The sequence below is a fragment of the Paenibacillus sp. GCM10028914 genome (assembly GCF_042666275.1).
In the GTDB taxonomy this organism is placed as follows: domain Bacteria; phylum Bacillota; class Bacilli; order Paenibacillales; family Paenibacillaceae; genus Paenibacillus_AQ.
Genome location: NZ_JBHTFO010000018.1, coordinates 279611 through 304052, shown reverse-complemented (window position 1 = coordinate 304052; position 24442 = coordinate 279611). Strand labels below are relative to the sequence as shown.

Below are 24442 nucleotides of genomic sequence, written 5' to 3'. Positions count from 1 at the left end.
ATCACATGAGTATTCGGGACAACCAGGGGTTAGAACAAGCTATTCTGTTTCTGTCTCTACTTGCTTGGTATCTTCATTGTCTTCGGCAGACTCCGTTGAATCTTCACCCTTGATGGTATCGGCAGCCGTTTTAAGCGTAAGATAAACCACGCGTTTTCCTTTTTCTGTGATTTCCTTCTGCTCTGAAACATACCCTTCACCCTGAACGTTAACTTTCACCTTCATCAAGGTAAGAACCTCCATGGCATCTCTCAGCGATTCACCCTTTAAATCCGGAATTTTCATCTCTGAACCATCCTCTGTAAGAAGATAGATCTTCTGATTCGCTGACATAGATGTACCGGCAGCAGGATACTGTTTCAACACCTTAGTTCCCTTACCCAAAGTTTCAAATGTGAAACCCTCTGCGAGAAGTTTGGCTTTAACCTCACTAACTTTCATTTCTGCTAAGTCAGGCGCTTTGAGAAGATCAGCAGCAGTCGTCTTTTCCTTGTCATCCTGTTGTTCCTCAGACTCTGTCTTTGGAACCCCCCAATAATTAAGAGTTTGGGATACAATTTTCTTGAACACCGGTGCTGCAGCAGCTCCGCCACCAATCTTTTCGTTTGGTTCATCAATAATGACGAGCACGGCAATTCTAGGGTTATCCACAGGAGCATAACCGATAAAGGAAACAACCGCTTTGGAACGGTCACTGTAGTCCCCTTTGACAGCTGTACCCGTTTTTCCCGCTACACGATATCCTTCAATGTATGCGTTCTTACCAGTGCCCCTATCTTGGTCAGCTACGACTTGTTCCAAATACTCGCCAGTTTTCCTTGCGGATTCCTTTGAAATCACTTGACGTATGACCTCAGGCTCGTATTTGGTAATCTCACCGGTGTTCGGATCCTCAACTTCCTTGATGATTTGAGGTTTCATCAGCTTACCTCCGTTAGCTACAGCCGAGATTGCAGCAATCTGCTGGATTGGAGTAACTGAAACCGCATAACCATAAGGAACGGTCGAAATATCAATATCTCTCTCCATATTCATTCGTCCAAGCACTTCACCCGGGAGATCGATACCTGTCTTTTCACTGAAACCGAAAGCATTAATATAATTTTTCAGTCGTTCCTTACCCAGCATCTCATAACCGAGTTTAACAAAGGCAACGTTACTGGATAATTTCACACCATCCAGATAAGAGATTTCTCCCCATCCTCCAGCCTGAATATCATAGTGTGTTCTTCCTCCAGCCCGGATTGAACCAGATTGATAGGTTGCTTCTGGATTAAATAAGTTCTCCTGAATGGAGCTAGCAAGCGTAACGATTTTGAAAGTTGATCCGGGCTCATATGTTGAACGAACCGCATGATTGTAGTAACTACTCACATCACTGTTCCAATATGTATTCGGATCAAAGGTTGGCATATTAGCCATTCCTAGAATCTCCATTGTATTGGGATCTGCTGCTATCACCGTCATACTGACAGGCTGATATTTCTCATACGCTTCACGCATTGCATCTTCGATATAATACTGGATTGTATCATCAATCGTCAGCTTAAAATTTTTTCCATCTTGGGCAGGTTGATAAACTTCGTCAGCAGAAGGGACCTTAACCCCCTTCTTATCACTCTGATATTTTGCAAAGCCGTCAACGCCTTTTAGTTCTTCATCAAATAACAGTTCAAACCCATCTCTTGCAATTCCCTGTCGGTCGGTAAATCCCAGGACATGGGCGGCCAAGGTGTTTCGTGGATAGAACCGTTTTTTCTCCGTTACAATCGTGATTCCAGAGTCCACAGTCTTACCGGAAGCTCTAAGCTTATCCTCAAGCGTCTTCTTGAGTTCCTCAACCTGATCCCTCTTGTCTTCATCGATCTTCCAGCCTTCATTACGAATTTCACGATAGGTATGGTAGTTCCCTTCGTCATTCTTAGCCGTAACAAGCTTTCTGAGATCTTCTTTCTTTTTCCCTAAAATTTTATTAAGACCATCAACAATATCATCCTCAAGCCCATTTGCATGAATAACTTTCGGATTTACAGTGACGGTATACGCAGGTGCGTCCATCGCTAGGATGTCTCCGTCCCGATCCATAATTGTTCCACGTGATGCTGTTAAAGTCTCTTGGCGGTTCCAAATGGACAGCGCTTTTTCCTGCCAAAAGTCATTATCTATCACTTGAAGCCAGAAGACTCGTCCAATCAATAAAGCAAAAAAGAGGGTAATCACTCCCCCTAATAGCAATGTACGCAGTTTGATTTTTTTTATCATCGGTACAACCTCACTATTATTCTAGTTTTGTCCCGACGGTCCATTAGATGCATCTAATCCCCAGATGATGGGACTACATGTATCGCATTCTCTTGCTCAGCTTGTACATAACCGAGTTCTTTCGCTTTTTGCGCAATACCCATCTCAAGTGTTTGCTTCTTCACCTGAAGCGTGTCTATTCCTTGATTCAATGTTTTGATTTCAAGGTCGGCTTTCTGAATCTGACGATTCATTTCGTAGATTTGTACATGGCTCATTCCAACCCAACCCATCACTGCAACTACAAACAACACGGACATTAGGTAGAGCAGCTTTTCTCGTTTAGGCAGCTGAGATCGACGCTTAATAACCGTCGTGGTCTCGACATACTGGGACTTTTGTTCCTTCTGTCTCTCTTGTACGGCCAAATTGCCGCGTGTGTAGGCCATGGCTGAATTCTCCTTCGTTTAGTTTTTCTGAGTGTGCTATAACTTTTCCGCGATACGCAGCTTGGCCGAACGAGCGCGGGGATTTTGAGCTAATTCCGCTTCACTTGGTACAATCGGTTTCCGATTCACGAGTTTCAAAGTACCTTGACCACCGCCACAAACGCACATTGGAAAGTCCGGCGGGCATGTGCACTTTGGAATATAGCTATTAAATATTTGCTTGCATATCCGGTCTTCGAGAGAGTGGAAAGTGATGACAGAAACTCTTCCTCCTGGTGCCAAACAATTTACCGCTTGATGCAAAGCATCTTTAAAGGCACCCAATTCGTCATTCACAGCGATGCGAAGCGCCTGAAAGCTACGTTTTGCTGGATGGCCGCCCGTTCTCCGAGCCGCGGCCGGAATTCCTTCTTTAATCATATCGACCAATTGCCCGGTTGTTTGAATGGGGCTAATGGCCCTCTTTTCACAAATCACTCTCGCGATCCGTCTTGAAAACTTCTCTTCGCCATATTCATACAAAATCTTGGCGATTTCCTGCTCCGACCATTCGTTCACGATTTCCGCGGCCGTAAGTTCTGCCGACTGGTCCATCCGCATATCGAGCGGCGCATCGTGATTATAGCTGAACCCTCTCTCCCCCTCATCAAATTGTGGTGAAGACACGCCCAAATCAAACAGTATACCGTCAACTAGGGAAGGGATCTCCTCGTCACGACCGACTTCGCTTCGGAGCACCTCCTCCAAATCGCGGAAATTCGTCTTGACCAGGGTAACCCTGTCTCCGTATGGCTTCAGAATCTCTTTCGCATTATCCAGCGCCCAATCATCTTGATCTAACGCAATCAAGCGGCCTTCTGAACCCAGTTTGGAAGCAATCAGCGAGCTGTGACCCGCTCCTCCCAGCGTACAGTCAACATATATACCGTCTGGTTTGATGCGCAGCCCTTCTGTCGCTTCTTCTTTAAGCACCGTGATGTGATGAAACAAGCTGCAGCCCTCCATAATTTTTCTTCTCATCCAACATGTCATGTAATGCGGATTGATTACAGGTCGAAATCAAAATCGACCAGTTTCTCAGCAATGTCGTTAAAAGCTTCCTCTGATTGCTGATAATATTTCTGCCATTGCTCTTTGCTCCAAATCTCAACCCGGTTCGAAACGCCAATCACGACGCATTCTTTCTCGAGCTTCGCAAATTCCCGCAAATTGCCCGGTAAATTTACCCTTCCCTGTTTATCCCATTCACATTCCGTCGCACCTGAGAAAAAAAACCGGGTAAACGCACGAGCGTCTGACTTCATGAGCGGAAGGGATTTGAGCTTTTGTTCCATGATGGCCCATTCTTCAGTGGGGTATACAAAGAGACACTGGTCTAATCCGCGAGTTACAATGAAAGAGCTGCCAAGGAGATCCCTGAATTTAGCTGGGATTATGATTCTTCCCTTGTCATCGATGCTATGCTGAAATTCCCCCATAAACATCAGGCACTCTCACTCCTTAACCCCGATTCACCCACTTTGCACCACTTTCCACCACTTTAGAATAATAGATTCGGCATTAAGAATCAAATACCTTCAAGTATGTTATTGTTTTTTTCGCCTCTCCACTTTTTGGAACAAATAAAATAACCCTCATTTGAATCTCTTCAAATGAGGGTTATGCACATTATTTATGCTTGCAAGCTAGTGTTAATGCTGTGCCCAGCTTTTCAAATAAGATTTCTGAGTCTCACTAAGCTCATCAATACCCATTCCAAGACTTTCTAGTTTATAACGAGCAACCTGCTCATCCAATTCATAAGGAACATTTACAACACGGTTGCCAGTCTTTTGGTAATGATCATTTACATATTTCAAAGAGAGTGCCTGTAGAGCAAACGTCATGTCCATGATCTCAGCCGGATGTCCATCGCCCGCTGCAAGGTTTACAAGACGCCCTTCAGCAAGAAGATAGATTTTTCGTCCATCATTCAAGTGATATTCCTCTATATTACGGCGAACAGTGCGGATAGATTTCGAACGCGATGCCAAATCCGGCTTATTGACTTCAACGTCAAAATGTCCCGCATTGGACAAAATTGCTCCGTCTTTCATTACATCATAGTGTTCGCCGCTTATTACATCACGATTACCTGTAACCGTAACGAAGAAATCACCGAGCTTCGCCGCTTCGCCCATCGGCATAACACGGAAACCATCCATATAAGCTTCTACCGCTTTGATTGCATCAACCTCGGTCACAATCACATTCGCACCAAGGCCTTTCGCTCGCATGGCTACTCCTTTTCCGCACCATCCGTAACCAACAACGACTACAGTCTTACCCGCTACAACCAAATTGGTGGTCCGATTAATTCCATCCCAAACCGATTGACCTGTACCATAACGGTTATCGAATAAATATTTACAGTATGCATCATTCACGGCAACCATCGGGAAGTTCAGCGCACCCTCTTTTTCTAACGCCTTCAAACGAAGAATACCGGTCGTCGTCTCTTCCGCTCCTCCACGTATGCCTTCGAGCAGATCAGGCCTCTCAGAGTGGAGAATCGTTACGAGATCCCCTCCGTCATCAATCAGAAGATCAGGTTTGCTCTCAAGCGCTCGTATGAGCAGTTCCTTATATTCCTCAGGACTCGGATTATATTTAGCAAAAACAGTAATTCCATCCTCTACCAAGGCCGCACATACATCATCCTGGGTGGATAGCGGATTACTTCCTGTTATGGTAACCTCCGCACCACCAGCCTGGACAACCTTAGCGAGATAAGCGGTCTTGGCTTCGAGGTGAAGGGAGATCGCTACTTTCAATCCTTTGAATGGCTGTTCCTCTTCGAATTGCTTCCGTACCCGATTAAGGACCGGCATATGCGCTTCGACCCAATCGATTTTCAAATGACCCTCAGGTGCTAGCTTCAAATCTTTGATAACGCTATTCTGAATGGATGATGAACTCATAAAACAGCCTCCCTAAAAAATGAATTATGCAGTACTATAACATATCCGGGACTCTAATCATAAGCCTTGGCGCGGGGAATTGAAATCAAAGATAAATGGCCCGGTGAATGCCTGAATCATCGTATGGAACACTCATTAAATCATCGATTAATGACATTCCGTATTGGTTCAAATAGTAGAAGATGTTATATACTCGCTCCTGAGGGCGTCCCAGCGGAACGATCGAGTGAGTGAGTAAATCCCATTGACGCAATGAAGCGCTGTGTTGCTGCTCTAGCGCAGCTTTTGTTTTGTTCAGAAGAAAATCCATCTGATCCAAAATCTTCGCCTTATTACTCTCACCTAGTTTAGCTAGACCGGATTGCAAGCTGGCAAGCTCCTGTAGCAGAGGCTCATAAAGCTGGTTAAAGGACTCCTTTGTCTCCCTGAAACGTTGATCCAAATCGAGATCACTTTGCTCTGATAGCCAGTTCTCACGCTTGGTATCCAGTCTTTCCTGTATATCCTGAAACGTCAGATTATATTTCGCCATATATTTTTGTGAGGTGCCATCCACAATGGTAAAAGACATTCTCGGTAAAATCAATGGCATTTCCAATCCCATTTCCGCAAAAGCATAACGCGTAATAGCCCAGTAGGAAATTTCCCCCTGACCTAATACCGTGCCTAGCACAGGCAGCAAACAATCCTGCATAATCGGCCGAGTCAGTACATTATTGCTGAAACACTCAGGATGCTGTTTCAATTCCTCAAGAAGTTCTGCTTCAGACATGGAAACCAAGCCTTTTTTATCTGTAAACATTCCATTTTCTTTAAACAATAGAAGACGTTTATTGTCATAAAGATAAAACAGGTTGGCGCCATTCTCCGGCACATCCGCTTGTAATTCATACCCTAGACCCATCATGTCTCGCGCTGCTAATTGATACGAGCGACCTAGCGAGTCATTCTTACGAATCATTTTTTCGAATACAGGAGCTTCCAGCTTTCTTAAGCTTGGATCCGCAGAATCGAGTAGAACCAACCCGTACTTTCCAAACAATGCGCCCATCAGTTTAGCAAATGCATCACTGAGTCCTGTCGACGCCTCCGCACTTTTGCGGAGCAAATCTAATACTTCTGGCTTGTAATCACGATCATGAAGTAAATACTGCAGCTCATCTAAAGCTTGCTTCCATTGTTCTTCTTGAACCGGTGTGAAGCTAACTGAAGTTCGGGAATTATCTTCACGATCCATTCTAATCTTGGTTACCTCAAGATCAGCACTCAGGACATAAGTGTGGTTCACCTCATCCCAATCATGATCTTCTCCTGCAATCCAAAATAAAGGAACAACAGGTCTCCCCAGCTTTTTCTCAGCGTCTCTTGCTGCTTGAATAATGGTGATCGCTTTATGCACAACAAGCATTGGCCCTGTAAACAAACCACTTTGCTGCCCACCCGTTATAACTAAGGTTCCTTCCTGCTCTAATAAATCAAGAGATTTATGTACTGCTTCATGTGGATTATATTTCTCGTTATAAGACCGGAGGCAAGCAGCCAATGCTTTACGATGGATGCGTTTCTCCTCGGTTTGATCCAACCATTTCGCACGTTGCTCCCAGCTGCGTCCATCACGATGATTGCCACCATAAAAACCACTCACATGCTCAAATTGGTCCATGAAATCCTGGGCAAGACGCGAACCTCCAGATAACGGCTCGGAAACTATATTCACGAGGTATTCCTCCTATTCTACTTCATCATGATGTTCAACTTACTTATTTAAAGTACTTATTGATTGTACCGAATGTAGATGTTCTTCGTCAAAGGAAAAAGAAAACCGTCAGCACTCAGGCTGACGGTTTGACACTTTATAACATTCGTATTCTTAAGCGTAAGCTTTAGCGACCCAATGTCCTTTGGATACTTCCACCAGTTCGGTGTCTTGTTCATCAAGGACAACGGTACCACTTTCACCTTTAGCTGCAGAAATAGGCCCCTGCATATCATTTTCCAGGATTAGTCGTTTTTTATTCGCTTCAATCTCTGGATCAGGGATTGGAATTGCGGACAGCAATGATTTGGTATAAGGATGGATCGGATTAGCATACAGCTCCTCGCTATCCGCAAGCTCTACCATTTTACCAAGATACATAACCGCAACACGATCACTGATATGTTTTACCATGGACAAGTCATGGGCAATAAATAAATAGGTTAATCCAAGACGATCTTGCAGATCTTTGAGTAGATTAACTACCTGTGCTTGAATCGATACATCTAGTGCCGAAATCGGTTCATCACAAATGATAAATTTCGGATTAACCGCAAGTGCACGAGCAATACCGATCCGCTGACGCTGACCACCGGAGAATTCATGCGGATACCGCGTAGCGTGGTCACTATTCAAACCGACCATATCGAGAAGTTCTTCAACACGTTTCTTCCGCTCAGCACGGCTGCCTGCCATACCATGGATATCGAGTGCTTCACCGATAATGTCCGTAACAGTGAACCGCGGGTTGAGAGATGCATACGGATCCTGAAAGATCATCTGCATATCACGGCGCATTGCCTTCATTTTTTTCGGAGACAGTTTGTAAATATCTGTGCCATTAAACATTACACTGCCAGCTGTAGGCTCATACAGACGGAGAATGGTCCGCCCTGCTGTAGATTTACCACATCCGGACTCACCAACCATTCCGAGCGTTTCACCTTCACGAATGTTAAAGCTTATATTGTCTACCGCTTTTAATATCTGCCCTTTACCAACATCGAAATACTTCTTTAGGCCGTTAACCTCTATAAGATTGTTACTCTTCATGATGTCTCAGCCTCCCGTGCCATCGGATGAAGGTTCCAGCAACGAGCCACATGCGTGTCACTGAACTCCGTTGCACCCGGATCGATTCGTTCGCAAATTCTCATGGCCTCATCACAGCGAGCGCAGAATGGACAACCCACCGGTGGTTTGATCAAATCAGGAGGTGTCCCGATAATCGGAATGAGTGGCTCATCCTTCTTCTGATCCAGTCGCGGCATGGAACGAAGCAGACCTTTAGTATAAGGGTGCTGCGGGTTCTTAAAGATTTCCCATTTCGTTCCTGTTTCTACAACTTCACCGGCATACATAACAATAACGCGATCGCACATACCAGCTACAACACCTAGATCGTGTGTAATCAGAATGATGGAAGTACCGAGACGATCTTGCATCTCTTTCATAACATCCATAATCTGTGCCTGAATCGTAACATCAAGTGCGGTTGTCGGCTCATCTGCAATGAGTAAAGCAGGTTTACAAGCTAGCGCAATCGCGATCATCGCACGCTGGCGCATACCACCGGAAAACTCATGCGGATATTGGTTGAAACGTTCTTCAGCATTTTTGATACCGACCAGTTTGAGCATTTCAATCGCTTGTTTCTTCGCTTCACTAGAAGACATACCTTGATGCTTGATGAGCACTTCAGTAATCTGCTTACCTATTTTAATGGTCGGATTCAAGGAGGTCATCGGATCTTGGAAGATCATTCCGATGTCTTTACCACGAATCGCTTCCATTTGCTTATTCGTTTTCTTGAGAAGGTCTTGTCCTTGGAAAATGACCTCTCCTTTTTTAATCTCTGACGGCGGGGACGGAATCAGACGCATGATCGTCTGAGCGGTAACACTTTTACCGCTACCGGATTCACCGACGATGGCAACCGTCTCCCCTTTGCCGACTTCAAAATTCACGCCACGAACAGCTTTAACTTCTCCGCCGCGCACGCGGAACGAAACATTGAGGTCTTTAACCTGCAAAATCGGTTCCATACCTTCCCACCTCCTATTTTTTCAATTTCGGATCCAGAGCATCACGCAGTCCATCACCGAAAATGTTAAATGCGAGCATTGTCAAACTGATAAAGAGAGCAGGGAACAGCATCCGCCAAGGGTAATACATCCAACCCGATAGAGCATCGTTGATCATAGACCCCCAAGAAGCAACCGGCGCTTGAACACCAAGACCTAAGAAACTTAGGAATGATTCAGCAAAGATTGCATTTGGTACGGACAAAGTCAACGTAACGATGATCGGACCAAGTGCGTTAGGAATCAAATGACGGAATAACAGCCTTGGAGCGCCTGCTCCCATGGAACGTGAGGCAAGCACGAACTCACGGTTCTTGAGCTGCATAATTTCCCCACGGACAATCCATGACATGTTGATCCAGCCCGTAATCGTCAATGCTAGTATGATCGTACCTAAACTTGGCTCAAATACGACCAGCAGCAAAATAGTAACGAGCAGATAAGGAATGGAATACAGAATTTCTGCAAACTTATTCATGAACTCATCTACACGTCCACCAAAATAACCCATTATACCACCGTAAATAACACCGATCATAAGGTCAATTACCGCTGCTGCGAGGCCGACGATCAAGGAAATCCGAGCACCCATCCAGGTACGGACGAAAACGTCACGCCCCAAGTCATCGGTTCCGAACCAGTGCTCCGCAGAAGGAGGCATGTTCGTGTTCATGAGATCATTCGTTTCATAGTCATACTTCGAGATCATCGGGCCGATAATAGCCATAATAACGATCAATATCAAAATAACGAGGCCGGACATGGCAAGTTTATTCTTGCGCAATCTTTCCCAGGAATCACGCCATGCCGACAAGCTTTCACGTTGAATAACTTCCGACTGTTTTTCATCCACACCTATTTTTTGAAAATCTTCAGGTGTTAAATCTTGTGCCGCGGGATGCGGTATAGTCTGTTCTGTCGCCATGGTGTTAGCCCTCCTTCCCGCCACTCAGTTTAATACGCGGATCTACTAATACATAAACGATATCTGTCACGAAACGAGCAAGCATCAACAATATCCCGTAGAAAATAGTAATTCCCATGATCACTGTATAATCGCGGTTTGTTATACTTTCAACGAATTGTTTACCAATACCGCCAATTCCAAAGATTTGTTCAATAACAACTGAACCTGTAATAATATTTGCCGTCATAGGACCCACGTAGGTTACAACAGGTAAGATACCATTACGAATGACGTGGCGGAACATGATAGCAAACCAGTTCAGCCCCTTAGCCTTAGCGGTCTTGATATAATCCGAATGCAATACTTCAAGCATGCTAGAACGTGTCAGACGCGCGATAAATGCAATAGGCTGAGCAGAAAGCGCCATAACCGGAAGCACATAATCAAGCGGACCATCAAAGCCCATTACATTAAATAATCCTGCCTTTTCTGCAAGAACGTACTGAAGCAGCGAAGCAAAGACAAAGCTCGGAACGGCTATCCCTAAAACTGAAAGAATCATAGCAACATTATCAATCAATTTTCGATGATAAAGTGCTGCCAGCATACCAAGTAATACGCCGACAATGACAGACACAACGATTGCTATCAACCCTAGCTTCAAAGATGGAGCAAACGTATCTGTAATAATATCGGTTACACTTTGATTCTGCTGTTTCATGGACAGTCCAAAATCACCTTGCAATATATTTCCCAAGTATTTCGTGTACTGCTGAAAAATCGGTTTATCCAGATCATATTGCTCCATCAGCCTCGCCAATATTTCAGGCGACGGCTTCTTTTCTCCCATGAACGGATCACCAGGTATGGCCTTCATGAGAAAAAAAGTGGCTGAGATCAATATGAACAACGATACAAGCATGTAAAAAAACTTACTCGCTACATACCTCAGCATCCCGCAACCCCCTTGATGTTAATGTTCTATGCCTAGTCTAGTTTTATTGTAATAAACACTAGAACGAACAAGCAATTCTATAAGTTACACCAATTAAAACAAGATTTGGAAATCTTAACTTAATATAAAAAATCGGGATATATACATGAGGGAAGTCCCCACATATATATCCCGAAACGCAACCTCATTCTAAAGATTACTCAACATATGCGCGTGTAAAATCAAGATCCCCTTTGAAGTCGATATTAATATTCTTCATCCAAGGTTTAACCAAAGAGACGCTTGAGTAGTAGTAGATTGGCATAACAATCTGATTTTCTTCAACCAAGATTTTCTCAGCCTTAGCCATAAGTTCTATACGTTTAGCATTATCGCTAGTAGCGTATGCTTCTTTTACAAGCTGATCATACTCTTCGTTTTTGAAGCCTGTATCATTGTTACCACTACCTGAAGTCCACATATCGATATAAGTCATCGGATCGTTGTAGTCAGCACCCCAACCGGAACGAGCCACTTGATAATTCAAGTTTGTACGGTTCTGTAAGAACACGCCCCACTCCTGGTTTTGCACCTTCACAGTAACGCCAAGATTGTTCTTCCACATATCTGCAATCGCCAAGGCAATCTTCTTGTGGTTATCATCTGAGTTGTGAATAAGAGTTACTTCTGGCAACGTCTCATAACCTTTTTCCTTCATACCTTGTTCAAGCAATCTCTTCGCTTCTGCAAGGTCTTCTGTGAAGTATGAGTCTGCAACTTCATTACGATATTCGTCATTTACACCTTTGATACCTGGAGGTACAAAGCCGAATGCAGGTGTTTGACCACCTTGTGTAATTTTGTCAACGATTGCTTGACGATCGATCGCCATAGCAAACGCTTTACGGATATTTACGTTGTCAAACGGCTCTTGAGTTGTATTGAAAACGTAGAAATAAGTGGAGGCAATCCCTTTAATGTTCAGTTCGCCTTCCATATCTTTCTTAATAGCTTGCAGTTGGTCTGTCGGAATGTTACCTACAGGATGTCCAGCATAGTCAAGCTCATTGTTACGATAGCTAGAAAGTTCAGTAGCAGAGCTATTCACGATACTCATTACTACTTTTTCAAGCTTAATGGATTGGTTATCCCAATATTGGTCGTTTTTAGCCAATTCAATTTTTTGACCTTTAGTCATGGAAGCAATTTTGAAAGCACCGTTTCCGATGATTGTTTCTGCTTTTGTCGCCCATTTATCGTTATCCTTCACGGATTGGTGAACTGGATAGTAAGTTTGGAAAGACGTCAGACTAAGGAAATAAGGTGTAGGGTTCTCAAGTGTAACTTCAAGCGTGTAATCGTCTTTCGCTTTCACGCCTACTTCATCAGCATCCTTGATTTCACCCAAGTTGTATGCTTCCGCATTCTTAATATAGTAAAGCTGGTATGCATACGGAGGTGCAGGCATAAAGTTAGGATCCAACACACGCTTCCAAGCGTATTCAAAATCCTTCGCTGTAACTGGATCTCCGTTGCTCCATTTTGCGTCCTTACGGAGCGTAAATACGTATTTCAGACCATCTTCTGAGACATCCCACTTCTCAGCTACACCCGGTACTGGGTTCCCATCGGTCCCTTTACGCGTCAGACCCTCAAATACGGCGTTAATGATCGTATTCGAGTTATTGTCTTGAGACTGTCCTGGATCCAATGTAGGAGGCTCTGATGCGAGGTTCATACGGAAGATCTGTTCTTTTGGTTTTCCGTTGTCCCCATTGGCGCTCTGGTCATCGTTCTTGTCGGATCCGCATCCGGCCAACACAGTACCGATGGCAAGAATCAGCGTCAAGAGTAGTAAAAGGCTTTTGTGTTTCTTCATCTTGCAGTTTTCCCCCTCATAGATTTTAGGTATATGCTAATCGATTATACAACCAGTGGTCAAAAAAATCCATAAAAACCCCCACAGAAATATATCCCTGTGGGAGTTTATGTCACATGATTGTAAATGTTTTACTCAATATAGTACCCTTACATGATTTTAAATATGTAACGAACCAACCCAGAAAATGTAAGAATTATGTAGCTAATGCTCATTGTTACAAATGCCAAACGCCAAACCGCACGAAACAATCTTTTCCCATCAACCTTACCCTTCCAACGATTCTGAGCTCCACCGATCAGTCCTGCTGTTATTAGAAGCAAGAGGAAAATTAAATAAAACCCGAATTTAACTTGGAACATAATGTTAAATAGAGCTGACACGGAAATAACCAAAAAGAGTGTGGTCACATCCATCGAAAGTCGCAAAGCATTCTTTTTGTCTTTTTTCCTAAGCCTGACAATTGTGTACATAAGTAGAAAAGGTATAATGGGCAAACTACTCATAACAATCAGAAGATCCATTCTAACACCTCCTAAACATGAATACCTTCTATCAGTCTCCATATTAAACGGTGAACAGGGGTGGGTACCCCCATACGCTCACCCATACGGACAATACTTCCATTAATCGATGAAACTTCCGTTTTTCTTCCTTCTTGTACATCTTTCAACATAGAAGACGTGTTACCTGAAGTAGATCGACATACCTGCACAATTTGCTCCCAGAGATCTTTCTCCCAAGGTATATCGCAAGCCGTATACACCTTAATCCCTTCCTCGTACAGTTCCCTCATCAACGATACGCGATCTTCGGACACCAGAAGTTCGCCATTAGGAATCCTCCAGAGAGCAGTTAACGGATTGATTACGGCATTCATGAGCAATTTTCGGTAGATCATGCCATCCAATTCTTTCGACAAAAAAACCTCAAATCCTGCTGTTTTGAGTGTGAGAGCCAGCTCTTTTTCAGCATCTTCTCTCTGTGAATTGTCCTTCGCTGCTTTAAACCTCACCTTCCCAACTTGTCCAATCCAGGTTGATCCATCTCCAGCATGTATGACCTCTGTGGCTCCACTTCGCTTGGCTCCTTCCGTCGTCACAGCAGCGTATAACAACCAATTCGGAAGCAAACTTTGTATCTGTTCCATATGACCTGTACCGTTCTGAAAACAAATAAGCCTCCGCTGTTCGCTCGAGTATGGTATAAGCAGATCTTCAACTGCCCGTTCAATCCCGGTCTGTTTAACCATCAAAAATATATAGTCATCTTCTCCCGGACCGCCCATATCATGAAATCTCGAGATAGGCTCGGCTTGAAATAGATCATGTGGGATATGGGTTACTTCCTCTTTATATTTAATCGTTATACCTTTCGATCTCAACTGTTCAGCCTGTTCCTCGCTACGGCACCAGAATGTTACATTCGAAGCACTAGCAGCAAGTCTTCCTCCGTATAGAAGACCTAAAGAACCTGCCCCGACAATATGGATATTCATCTAACTACTCCCCCGTTCGTGTAAGTCATCAATTTCTAGTATATATCAGAATAAACCACACCATACAAATAACCCGTTCCGGCGCATTCATATGCGCTAAGAGCGGGTTATTAGCCTTTGCCTCAATTCAGGCTATTCAATTCGTTCCAAGTTTCCATTTGCGTCCATTTTGAACCGGGTTTTTAGTTCTTCTTCCTCTTCATTTAAAAAAGCAAGTCTTCTAGCTCGATCCATAATTTGAATCAATGCCTTGTAATCATCGTTGACAACATGATAGTCTGTCTTCACTTCACTAACTTCCTTTAGTAAACGAGCATTTTCCGAACGAAGTCTAACCAACTCTTCATCCTTCTCACGTAAATTTCGCTCAAGGATTTTGTACTGACGTCCGCTCTCCTGTAATCCGCCTTTCCATTGACGTAAAAACCGAATCACTGCATCGATGGAAAGAGTCTCTTCACTAGCGCCTTCACTCTTGTAGCTCTCAATTTCGAACTCTACAGGAGCCAAGCCTGCCACTTGAGGAACGGAAGAAGATTGTTTTTTGTAATAGCTCCGTTTTTGACGCTGGGATTTAGCCAGACTAATGGCTTCTTCATACTTCTTGCGCACACAACTATTCCATCTGAAACCACATGCAGCCGACGTTCGGCCAATCCGTTCACCAACTTCTTCAAAAGCTGCTAGCTGTGTACTTCCTTCTCGAATGTGACGAAGAGTCACCTCCGCTAAAATCAGATCATCCTCAGCACTCCACGCATCCTGTCTCACTGCTGACATACCATAAAACCCTCCTAACGACATCCTAAAATAACCGTCTTCATACCGTATTAACTCGGTTGCTGAATAAGGTATAAAAGCTGCTTAATTCATTCCTATGCTTCTCATAGAGTTCATAGAATCTATTTGATACTAAAATGTATTTCCAATTTAAATAAAGATCATACGTTTTTTCAGGATTAATAATAAAAATACGGTTTTCTCGCATTCCTCAAGAACATAAATCACACTTATTCAAAATTTCCCACATAATTCGTCAGTTAGGCGTTTACACGATTTTACAACGAAGGTATAATGTACATAGCAATAAGCATTGTCCGTACATACGAAAGGAGGATACGATCGTGGCACGCATGTTTCGAGTACTCGGTTTTTTCACCCTAACCATCGGTTTGATGGCTTTTGCCGGGGACATGGTTGAAATGGCTCTGCTTTTCTTCCTACAGACAGCGTTTTTCGTGATCTTGGGATATTTGAACTTCACGGAGAGAACTTATATTCTTCTCTTCTGGGCTTATATGATCGTGACCTTTACCGGCTTTAGCTATTGGACGATCTTTGAAATGGGCTTACCAGTTTAACATTCCAGAGTAGAAAAACAAGTTAAGAAAGCGATCAGGCAACCCTTTGCCGGTCGCTTTTTTAATGCGCTTACAAGACAAGTGTTGATATTTGAGCAGGACACGTCATATATTGATTAAAATGAAACGATAATGGTTCCTTCGTAAACAGATCTTTTACCGAGGAGGATACTCGATTGCTTTTGCCTAAAACACGCATACATATAATAACTATACTCTGCTTACTACTCATGATAGGATCGGTAGTCAGCCCCAAATCCGGCTTCGCGCTTTCTGAACCGACAGATATCAACTCTGAAGAAGCGAGAAAACTGCTGGAGGACAGTCTCTCTATTGTCGAAATTGATCATGAAATCGAACGGATCGGACAAAAACAGCAGGAACTTGAACAAACACAAAGATCCCTTCAAACAAAAATTACAGACATCGAACAACATATTGAATATCGCCGTGAACAGGCGGGTGTCGTCCTAAGGGCATATTACATGGGTGAACGTGATAACTTGCTGAGCCTTTTATTATCTGCCAAGAGCTTAACCGGATTTTTTAGAATATTGGATTTTTATGAATTGATCATACAAAACGATCAGAATATCTTAATGGCTTACGATCAGCAATACAAAGAACTAGTCTCGGCTCAAACAGAAGCTGAACGTAATGCAGCCCAGCTAATAACTGTGAAGGATAGCCTCATCAAGCAAAGAGAACGAGTCCTCGCACTTGAGAAGCAAGTAGATGGAGCGATTGCTACCAGCAGTAATCCGGAGGCCATGACTAAGTTAATCGAAGAATTTACACTTTACTGGGAAAACGTAGGTATGTATGAGCTTAAACGTCACTTCCGAGCACTAGCGGATGCGATGAACAACCTTCCTACCTTTATTCAAAGCAGTAAAAATATGCTTAAAACCAATGGGAAAGAATATTCAATTAGTATTCATGAAGATGATTTAAATGCGTTCTTACGATCTCAAAATGAGATTTTCAACACTTTTGCATTCCATTTTGAAAATGGAACTATATCTGCTGAGGGAAAAAGCGGAAACTTAACACTACTTATTGAAGGAAAATATACCATCATTAATGATCCGGAGAACGCTATTATGTTTCAGATCGATAAACTGGTGTTTAACAGACTTGAACTGCCCGATACGACCCGCCAGGCGCTCCAAAATGAGTTTGATATGAACTTCTATCCGAAACAACTTGTTTCCTTTGTAAAAGCAACTGAGGTCAGCACGATGGATAACATCTTGTTCGTGAAGCTAGAGCTTGACATGTAAGGCAGCATTCTTGCATGTATGAACAAATTGAATAATCTATTGGCATAATGCTAAGTTAAAAAAGCTGTTCCTTTGTAGAAAAATCTACTCGGAACAGCTTTTTTAAAGTAACTATTATTATTGTGATACAACTTCATAATGCTCACTGAAATCCTCGATCGTTATACGCCCGTACAGAAGATCCGCCGCAGAGACAAAGTAATCCATAAAACCATCATCTCGTCCGAAATTCAGCCTTATAGCTTCTCCGCGTTCCAACAATGTCGAAACACGTCCTGCTATATCTGGTTTTATTTGCGTATAATTGATATCGCTAACAGAAAAATTCTGTACATTAGATAATACTGTTAGTTTCCCCGTGAATTCGGTCCATTCACGTTCTGCATCTTTTGAAGTCATCTCAGAAATCCAGGCCATTGCTAGTGATGATGATTCACTTTGTGCTGTCACTGCATAGCTCCGTGAGCGTACAACAGGTTTTTGTTCATCGGAATGGCTGCCCACAAGAATAAGTTCATATCCTTCAGGAAGGTCTTTACTTAAAGATGAGTACGCTCCAATAGCAATAGAAGCACCTGCGCTTTCATCACTATCCTCACTCTTTAGTATCATCGATCCAGTATCTGTAAGATTAAGCCAGGAATCGCCGATTGGAGGAGCCAACATGGAAAGAACCTCTTTATCAGGCTGTTCTGGATCTCCCCCTAGCGTATATACAGCAGACGCAAAAGTATATGGATCTTCGGGATCAAGCGCAAACACAGGATTATCCCCATGATTTTTCTTGTAATCCGCCCATTCCTCTCTGTTCGCTGGTAATTCAAGTTGTTCTTCTGTCATGCTTAAAGCAAGCACATATGGATCCATATCAAAAGGTATTCCCCATTGATATCCATTCCACTGAACGGGAGGCAGCAATCCCCCGAACAACTGGGAATCAGGTGCAGCCTGTGAAGCGTCAATAGGAAGCAAATAACCCTTAATTGCAAGTGATTTTATCCACTGGCTATCAACTAGCAAAACATCCGGACCTTCACCAAGGTTCATTTTTTGAATAAATAGTTCCTCATTCGAACCTATCGAATCCAATGGTAATATCTCCACTACAGCTCCGGTCTGGTCCATAAACTCTTTGTTCATCTGTTTAAGTTTATGGAGTTCTTTACCCTCTAGCTGCACTGCAACTTGTATTGGCCCCAAATCACTCTCAGGAATATCAGGCGTTTGAGATGGTGGTATAGGATCATTACCCGGAGACTCGTTACCTACATTTTTTGTAAACTCAAAGCTAGGAGATAGGCTTGTTAAAGACAGAAGTAAAATGGCAAATAGGAACCAATAATTTTTCCGTTTCATACCTTTCTCCACTCCTCCTTGAGCTATGTCCTTATTTTACCAGACAAGTAGGGCTCCTGTCCTACCTTTTTTATAGATAAAGAAGACTATTATTTTCCAGTTCGAGTAGATAGATACTATATTTTCCCATATAAAAAGGCTAACAGAGTTTTTCAACTCCAGTTAGCCGCTTTCAAATTCATCATTTCCCGGAAAATAGTATTTACAACAAATCAGCTGCGAGCTGTGCCAGTTTGGATCGTTCGCCTTTTGTCAGGGTTATATGACCACTTAGTCCCTCCTGTTTAAAACGTTCTACAACATAGGTCAGTCCATTACTAACGGCATCTAGATAAGGATGGTCGATCTGTTCCGGATCTCCCATCAAAATTACTTTACTACCTTCCCCAGCACGGGAAACGATCGTCTTCACTTCATGTCTTGATAAATTCTGTGCCTCATCCACAATAATAAATTGTCCTGGAATAGAGCGCCCGCGAATATATGTCAGTGCTTCAACGTGAATGCTGCCCAGTCCCATTAATATTTTATCAATGTCACCTGATTTTTTGGTGTCAAACAGAAATTCCAAGTTATCGTAGATCGGCTGCATCCAGGGCCGCAGCTTCTCATCTTTTTCACCAGGTAAATATCCTATGTCTTTCCCCATAGGCACGACTGGCCTGGCTATCAACAATTTTTTATACTTATGGTCATCTTCCACTTTACACAAACCTGCAGCTAAAGCGAGTAATGTTTTACCAGTCCCAGCTTTCCCTGTAATAGTTACCAGCGGTATATCATCGTTTAATAGCAGTTCAAGCGCCATTCGCTGTTGGGCATTTCGTGCAGATATCCCCCACACTGGATCATTGCTGAGATAAAGAGGTTCAAGTCTTGTCGCATCCGTACTGACACGAAGTAATGCTGATTTCCCTGTTCCCATCTCATCCTTAAGAATGACAAACTCATTTGGGTAAAGTGTATAAGGTAGTTGTAGTGGTTTAATCGGTAAAAATCGGTAGCTATAGAACTCATCTATGACAGAGGGGTGTACTTTTAGTGTGGTGTGGCCTGCATACAACTCGCTTGGATCAGCTGTCCTGTCAGACAAATAGTCTTCTGCCGTCACTCCAAGCACATCCGCCTTGATTCTGACGAGCACATCTTTACTGACCAATATGACGGGTCGAGGCTGATCCTTAGGATCTTCCTCTAATTTATAATTCAATGCGACTGCCAGAATTCGATTATCGTTCGAGGCCTCGCAAAACATCTCCTGTACCTTCACAAAGCTGCGGTGGTTCAGCTCTACCTTAAGTCTACCTCCATGTTCCAAAGGGACGCCATCATGCAGTTGTCCCTTTTCTCGAAGGCTGTCCAGCAGACGCGACACGGAGCGAGCATTCCTTCCGAGTTCATCAGCATTTCGCTTCTTGGAGTCGATTTCTTCTAACACAACCGCAGGTATGACTACTTCATGCTCCTCAAATGCAAATATTGCATTGGGATCGTGCAGCAGAACGTTGGTATCCAATACAAATATTTTCTTCATCGTATCCCCTCCACTGCTTCATTACACACTCCACCACTTTGCGAGAACAAAACGATGTTCATTAACGTTGTATGTCCATCACCTCCCTGTCGGAATTACATAAGATTATAGGTCGATAGCTTACGGTTTATGACATTATATTCTTTCTAACGACAGTGAACCAGGCTACATACAGCAAAGATCTTCATGAATATACTAAAAAAGCCTAGTGATTACATCACTAGGCTTTTCGCATGGCAGCAAATACTTGTCCGTCGAGCATTTTCGCTGCTTGTTCGTCATGAATTTTAATATATTCAGGTGAAGACGCCAGTTGAATCCCATGAAAGAGTGCATTTCGCACAAATTCAACATGAATGTCGAAACAACACATATCAAACGGCACACCATTTAATGGATCCTGCCGAACTTCGGCACGGCCGTTTATGGCAAATACATGCTCGTCTCCAAATACCGTTATCGTAACAAGCGGATTATTCTTTATGTTTGCTACGAGTCTTGATCGATGGTCGATCGTCAGCCGGAGTGTTTGGGCATCCACAGGATATACCCATGAAACAACACTTGAAGTTGGACCGCCGGATTCAGCATCCACCGTGTTCAACAAAACGAATGTTTCCGACTGCATCTTCTGTATCAAAGTTTCCGTTAATTGTGTAGTATGCTGGGACATCATACCGGCCTCCTGTACAATGAACATCTGTTTGTTACATTGTATTATATCACAGGGTAAAACTTGCCTTCAATTATCACGGGTTAGATACAGAATCTGTATTTGTCTCTTCTGGCTCATTCATATGCTTACCAGCCAGTTCATCCTTGAGCGCCTGCTTGGCTTCCGCAAGCTCACTTTCATTAATGTATACGAAAGGACTTCTCCATTCACCAGTAACCGGCATGAACTTCACGTTATCTTTATTAATATCGTAATAAGCTTTAATCATGTTTTTCAACTGATCTTTTTCAAGGTCGGTTTTCATGTTATCGTCTACGGCATCAAGAACTTTAAATACCTTCGTTGCTCCGCCGAACGATTTCATTTGATCTATTAACGAATGAAGCACTTCACTCTGACGAGCATTTCGGTCAAAGTCATTGGACTCCTTCGTTTTCGGATTACAGTTCATCGATTTCCGGTAACGTACATAATCCAGCGCCTCTTTCCCATCAAGTTTCTGTGGGCCGGCTTTAAGATTAATATCGGTACCATCAACAGAGTCACGATGACACATATTGTATTGAACATTCACATTGACACCGCCCAAGGCATCCACGACATCACGGAATGCTTGGAAATCAAGTACGGTAACATAGTCAATGTCTACGTCGAGGTATTTTCCAAGCATTGTCTTCATCTCATCCTCAGCCGAAGTTCCGCCGTCCTTCTCTTGCGACTTAAAGGTAGTATAGAATGAATTCAATTTCCGATTGGAATTATAACCTTCCAACTGTATATTCGTATCACGTGGCAATGAAACTAGCGTAGCAGAGTTCGTCTCAGGATTCATGGATACAACCATCATGACATCCGTCAGATAAGTTTGATGCTTAGGACGATAATCTGTACCCAGAATCAGCATCGTAATCGGTTTTACGGTAGCAGCCTTCTCAGGAGGTACTGGCGTATTATTGCCTGTATCCAATACTCCGTTCTCTGCCTTGAAATATAAACTTCCCGCATAAATGACTACACCCAAAACAGCTAGCAACACAATTATTAAAATAGCTTTAAAAAATGATTTCACACCGCTTTTTTTCTTGCGAGGCGGCTTCTTTTTGCTTACTCCCCCGTTTTTGGCTCTCGGAGGGAGACTACTATGACCAGAATTCATATCATAAACACCTTTTTCATTCAATTTAGATGAATGTCCGATAAACGCCCCCAGTTGGAGGCATTTACCGGACCATGTGCACTTCTCTCTCTTATTAACGAAGGTGACTGACAAAAAGTTGCCTTATCAACTTGCAGGTTGTAAATTAGTGTGTCTTCGGTTCCGTCTGAGATTTCTTCTTCTGACGGTCTTCTACAAAATAGCGAATCCGTACCATCAACATCAATGCGACAGCAACGAGTAGACATTGGATTATTGGCAGCTTATCAACTTGGAAGATGAGCAGCATGCCGGAGCCCAGTGCCATTAAGATATACAGGAGAACTTCTTTTAAGATCGGAAGTTTCTGCTTTACCCGGAATACCTTGTTGTACACATACGTAATCAGCACAAAAATGATGATATAGGAAACGATAGGATGCGCGGCAAACCAGGCTTGCATAATAGGTTCACTCCTTTACGATAGGAACACATTTAGCGACTTCTATCTTTAAAAGAAGGTTGCTCTCTCTATTATAGATTCGCTTCAGCCATTTTACGATGTTTTTCTGCACGTTCACGTTCACTTTTATTCAAAATCTTCTTACGAAGACGAACAGATTTCGGTGTAATCTCACAATATTCATCATCGTTCAAGTATTCCAGCGCTTGTTCCAGAGAGAACACACGAGGAGTCTTCATCTTAACCGTATCATCTTTCGTAGCAGAACGCACGTTAGTAAGCTGCTTCTCTTTACAGATGTTTACCACAATATCGTTATCACGCGTATGCTCACCAACGATCATACCTTCGTAGATCTCAGTACCTGGCTCCAAGAATAATGTACCGCGGTCTTCTACAGACATCATACCATAGAATGTAGTCGTTCCATTCTCAGTGGATACGAGAACACCTTGGTGACGTCCGCCAACTTGTCCACCATGAAGTGGTCCGTAGCTGTCGAACGCATGGTTCATTACACCATAACCACGTGTCAATGTTAGGAAGTGTGTGCGGTAACCAATCAATCCACGAGCCGGAACCAAGAATTCAAGACGAACTTGGCCGCCACCGTTATTAATCATGTTAACCATCTCAGCTTTACGAGAACCTAGACTTTCCATAATCGCACCCATGCTGTCTTCTGGTACGTCGATCATCAGACGTTCAATCGGCTCCATTTTAACACCATCGATTTCTTTTACGATAACTTCAGGCTTGGAAACCTGTAGCTCATAACCTTCACGACGCATGTTCTCAATAAGAATAGTAAGGTGAAGTTCACCACGACCCGATACAATGAAAGCGTCAGGGCTTTCAGTCTCATCTACACGAAGGCTGACATCTGTCTCCAGCTCTTTGAAGAGACGTTCACGAAGTTTACGAGAAGTAACCCATTTACCTTCGCGACCTGCAAACGGACTGTTGTTAACAAGGAACGTCATTTGCAGTGTAGGCTCATCAATCTTAAGGACTGGAAGAGCTTCCGGATGCTGCGGATCAGCAATTGTTTCACCGATATTAATGTCTTTAATACCAGCGATGGCAACGATGTCACCCGCACCAGCTTCGGCGATCTCAACACGCTTAAGTCCTTGGAAGCCGAATAACTTCTCAATACGAGCTGTCTTGCTCGAACCATCACGCATCATAACAGCAACGGATTGACCTTGTTTGATAACACCACGGTTAACACGGCCAACCGCAATACGTCCCAGGTACTCGTTATAATCCATCAATGTCACAAGGAATTGTAAAGGCTCATCCACTTTCTCTGTAGGAGAAGGAATGTGATCGATAATCGTTTCATACAGAGCAAGCATGTTATCATCTTGTTTCTCTGGATCCATACTCGATGTACCATTAAGAGCCGATGCATACACAACAGGGAATTCCAGTTGATCGTCATTTGCGCCAAGCTCGATAAACAGGTCAAGAACCTCATCTATAACTTCCGACGGGCGAGCTGCCGGACGGTCGATTTTATTAACAACAACAATAGGTGTCAGGTTATGCGCAAGCGCCTTGCCCAGTACGAACTTCGTCTGAGGCATGCAACCTTCATAAGCGTCAACGACAAGAAGCACACCGTCAACCATCTTCATGATACGTTCCACTTCACCGCCAAAGTCAGCGTGTCCTGGTGTATCCACGATATTAATCAGGAAATCTTTATAGGTAATGGCTGTGTTTTTAGCCAAAATGGTAATTCCACGTTCACGCTCAATGTCATTGGAGTCCATCGCCCGCTCCTGCACGGTCTCGTGTTCCCGGAAAATTCCGGATTGTTGCAGTAGCTGGTCGACTAGTGTCGTTTTACCATGGTCAACGTGGGCAATAATTGCGATGTTGCGAATCTGATCTCTCGATTGCATAAATATATCTCAA

At 43.2% G+C, this 24442-nt stretch carries 22 protein-coding genes; 2 read left to right on the top strand and 20 right to left on the bottom strand.

Features of this window, described 5'->3' with window-relative positions; translation table 11 throughout:
• Window positions 1-39: 39 nt before the first annotated feature.
• The 14 genes from ACFQV5_RS21830 to ACFQV5_RS21765 form a co-directional block, all read right to left on the bottom strand.
• Window positions 40-2262, bottom strand: a complete 2223-nt coding sequence (locus ACFQV5_RS21830) for a penicillin-binding transpeptidase domain-containing protein (protein WP_379249957.1) — start codon at window positions 2260-2262, stop codon at window positions 40-42.
• A gap of 53 nt (window positions 2263-2315) precedes the next feature.
• The gene (locus ACFQV5_RS21825; protein WP_379249956.1) at window positions 2316-2690 is read right to left on the bottom strand and encodes a cell division protein FtsL; all 375 of its coding nucleotides are present in this window, start codon (window positions 2688-2690) and stop codon (window positions 2316-2318) included.
• A gap of 36 nt (window positions 2691-2726) precedes the next feature.
• Complete coding sequence (rsmH, locus tag ACFQV5_RS21820) at window positions 2727-3680, bottom strand: 16S rRNA (cytosine(1402)-N(4))-methyltransferase RsmH (RefSeq protein WP_379249954.1); 954 nt, start codon at window positions 3678-3680, stop codon at window positions 2727-2729.
• A gap of 56 nt (window positions 3681-3736) precedes the next feature.
• A complete protein-coding gene (mraZ, locus tag ACFQV5_RS21815; protein WP_379249952.1) occupies window positions 3737-4174 on the bottom strand; it encodes a division/cell wall cluster transcriptional repressor MraZ in 438 nt (145 codons plus the stop codon).
• Window positions 4175-4381: 207 nt separating this feature from the next.
• The gene (locus tag ACFQV5_RS21810) at window positions 4382-5650 is read right to left on the bottom strand and encodes an adenosylhomocysteinase (RefSeq protein WP_379249950.1); all 1269 of its coding nucleotides are present in this window, start codon (window positions 5648-5650) and stop codon (window positions 4382-4384) included.
• An 85-nt stretch (window positions 5651-5735) separates the two neighbouring features.
• A complete protein-coding gene (gene bshC, locus ACFQV5_RS21805) occupies window positions 5736-7367 on the bottom strand; it encodes a bacillithiol biosynthesis cysteine-adding enzyme BshC (RefSeq protein WP_379249948.1) in 1632 nt (543 codons plus the stop codon).
• Window positions 7368-7520: 153 nt separating this feature from the next.
• Complete coding sequence (locus ACFQV5_RS21800) at window positions 7521-8459, bottom strand: ABC transporter ATP-binding protein (protein ID WP_379249946.1); 939 nt, start codon at window positions 8457-8459, stop codon at window positions 7521-7523.
• Complete coding sequence (locus tag ACFQV5_RS21795; RefSeq protein WP_379249944.1) at window positions 8456-9451, bottom strand: ABC transporter ATP-binding protein; 996 nt, start codon at window positions 9449-9451, stop codon at window positions 8456-8458. Before ACFQV5_RS21795 ends, ACFQV5_RS21800 begins: the two co-directional genes overlap by 4 nt.
• A gap of 13 nt (window positions 9452-9464) precedes the next feature.
• Window positions 9465-10415: an ABC transporter permease gene (locus tag ACFQV5_RS21790; RefSeq protein ID WP_379249942.1), complete on the bottom strand. Its 951-nt coding sequence runs from the start codon at window positions 10413-10415 to the stop codon at window positions 9465-9467.
• A 4-nt stretch (window positions 10416-10419) separates the two neighbouring features.
• Window positions 10420-11352 carry an ABC transporter permease gene (locus ACFQV5_RS21785; protein ID WP_379249940.1) on the bottom strand — a complete coding sequence of 311 codons (933 nt, stop codon included), beginning with the start codon at window positions 11350-11352 and terminating at the stop codon, window positions 10420-10422.
• Between the two features lie 196 nt (window positions 11353-11548).
• Window positions 11549-13210, bottom strand: coding sequence for a peptide ABC transporter substrate-binding protein (locus ACFQV5_RS21780; RefSeq protein WP_379249938.1), 1662 nt, complete (start codon window positions 13208-13210; stop codon window positions 11549-11551).
• A gap of 149 nt (window positions 13211-13359) precedes the next feature.
• Window positions 13360-13734: a DUF3397 domain-containing protein gene (locus ACFQV5_RS21775; protein WP_379249936.1), complete on the bottom strand. Its 375-nt coding sequence runs from the start codon at window positions 13732-13734 to the stop codon at window positions 13360-13362.
• A gap of 11 nt (window positions 13735-13745) precedes the next feature.
• Entirely contained in the window at window positions 13746-14708 is a 963-nt protein-coding gene (locus ACFQV5_RS21770) for a ketopantoate reductase family protein (RefSeq protein WP_379249934.1), read from the bottom strand.
• A 132-nt stretch (window positions 14709-14840) separates the two neighbouring features.
• Window positions 14841-15488, bottom strand: a complete 648-nt coding sequence (locus ACFQV5_RS21765) for an RsfA family transcriptional regulator (protein WP_379249932.1) — start codon at window positions 15486-15488, stop codon at window positions 14841-14843.
• Window positions 15489-15832: 344 nt separating this feature from the next.
• Here ACFQV5_RS21765 and ACFQV5_RS21760 point away from each other — a divergent pair, with 344 nt between their 5' ends.
• Both ACFQV5_RS21760 and ACFQV5_RS21755 read left to right on the top strand, forming a co-directional pair.
• Complete coding sequence (locus ACFQV5_RS21760) at window positions 15833-16069, top strand: DUF2626 domain-containing protein (RefSeq protein WP_379249930.1); 237 nt, start codon at window positions 15833-15835, stop codon at window positions 16067-16069.
• Between the two features lie 176 nt (window positions 16070-16245).
• Window positions 16246-17352 carry a hypothetical protein gene (locus tag ACFQV5_RS21755; protein ID WP_379249928.1) on the top strand — a complete coding sequence of 369 codons (1107 nt, stop codon included), beginning with the start codon at window positions 16246-16248 and terminating at the stop codon, window positions 17350-17352.
• A gap of 117 nt (window positions 17353-17469) precedes the next feature.
• On the opposite strand, the gene ACFQV5_RS21750 is transcribed toward ACFQV5_RS21755, so the two are convergent.
• From ACFQV5_RS21750 to typA, 6 genes are all read right to left on the bottom strand, one after another.
• Window positions 17470-18708, bottom strand: a complete 1239-nt coding sequence (locus ACFQV5_RS21750) for an ABC transporter substrate-binding protein (RefSeq protein ID WP_379249926.1) — start codon at window positions 18706-18708, stop codon at window positions 17470-17472.
• A 202-nt stretch (window positions 18709-18910) separates the two neighbouring features.
• Window positions 18911-20242 (bottom strand): PhoH family protein, encoded by a 1332-nt coding sequence (locus ACFQV5_RS21745; RefSeq protein ID WP_379249924.1) that lies wholly within the window; start codon window positions 20240-20242, stop codon window positions 18911-18913.
• 220 nt (window positions 20243-20462) lie between these two features.
• The gene (locus tag ACFQV5_RS21740; protein ID WP_379249922.1) at window positions 20463-20918 is read right to left on the bottom strand and encodes a pyridoxamine 5'-phosphate oxidase family protein; all 456 of its coding nucleotides are present in this window, start codon (window positions 20916-20918) and stop codon (window positions 20463-20465) included.
• 73 nt (window positions 20919-20991) lie between these two features.
• Window positions 20992-22074 (bottom strand): LCP family protein, encoded by a 1083-nt coding sequence (locus tag ACFQV5_RS21735; RefSeq protein WP_379249920.1) that lies wholly within the window; start codon window positions 22072-22074, stop codon window positions 20992-20994.
• 145 nt (window positions 22075-22219) lie between these two features.
• The gene (locus ACFQV5_RS21730) at window positions 22220-22516 is read right to left on the bottom strand and encodes a YlaH-like family protein (protein ID WP_379249918.1); all 297 of its coding nucleotides are present in this window, start codon (window positions 22514-22516) and stop codon (window positions 22220-22222) included.
• A 71-nt stretch (window positions 22517-22587) separates the two neighbouring features.
• Window positions 22588-24429, bottom strand: coding sequence for a translational GTPase TypA (gene typA / locus ACFQV5_RS21725; protein ID WP_379249916.1), 1842 nt, complete (start codon window positions 24427-24429; stop codon window positions 22588-22590).
• Window positions 24430-24442 lie beyond the last annotated feature (13 nt).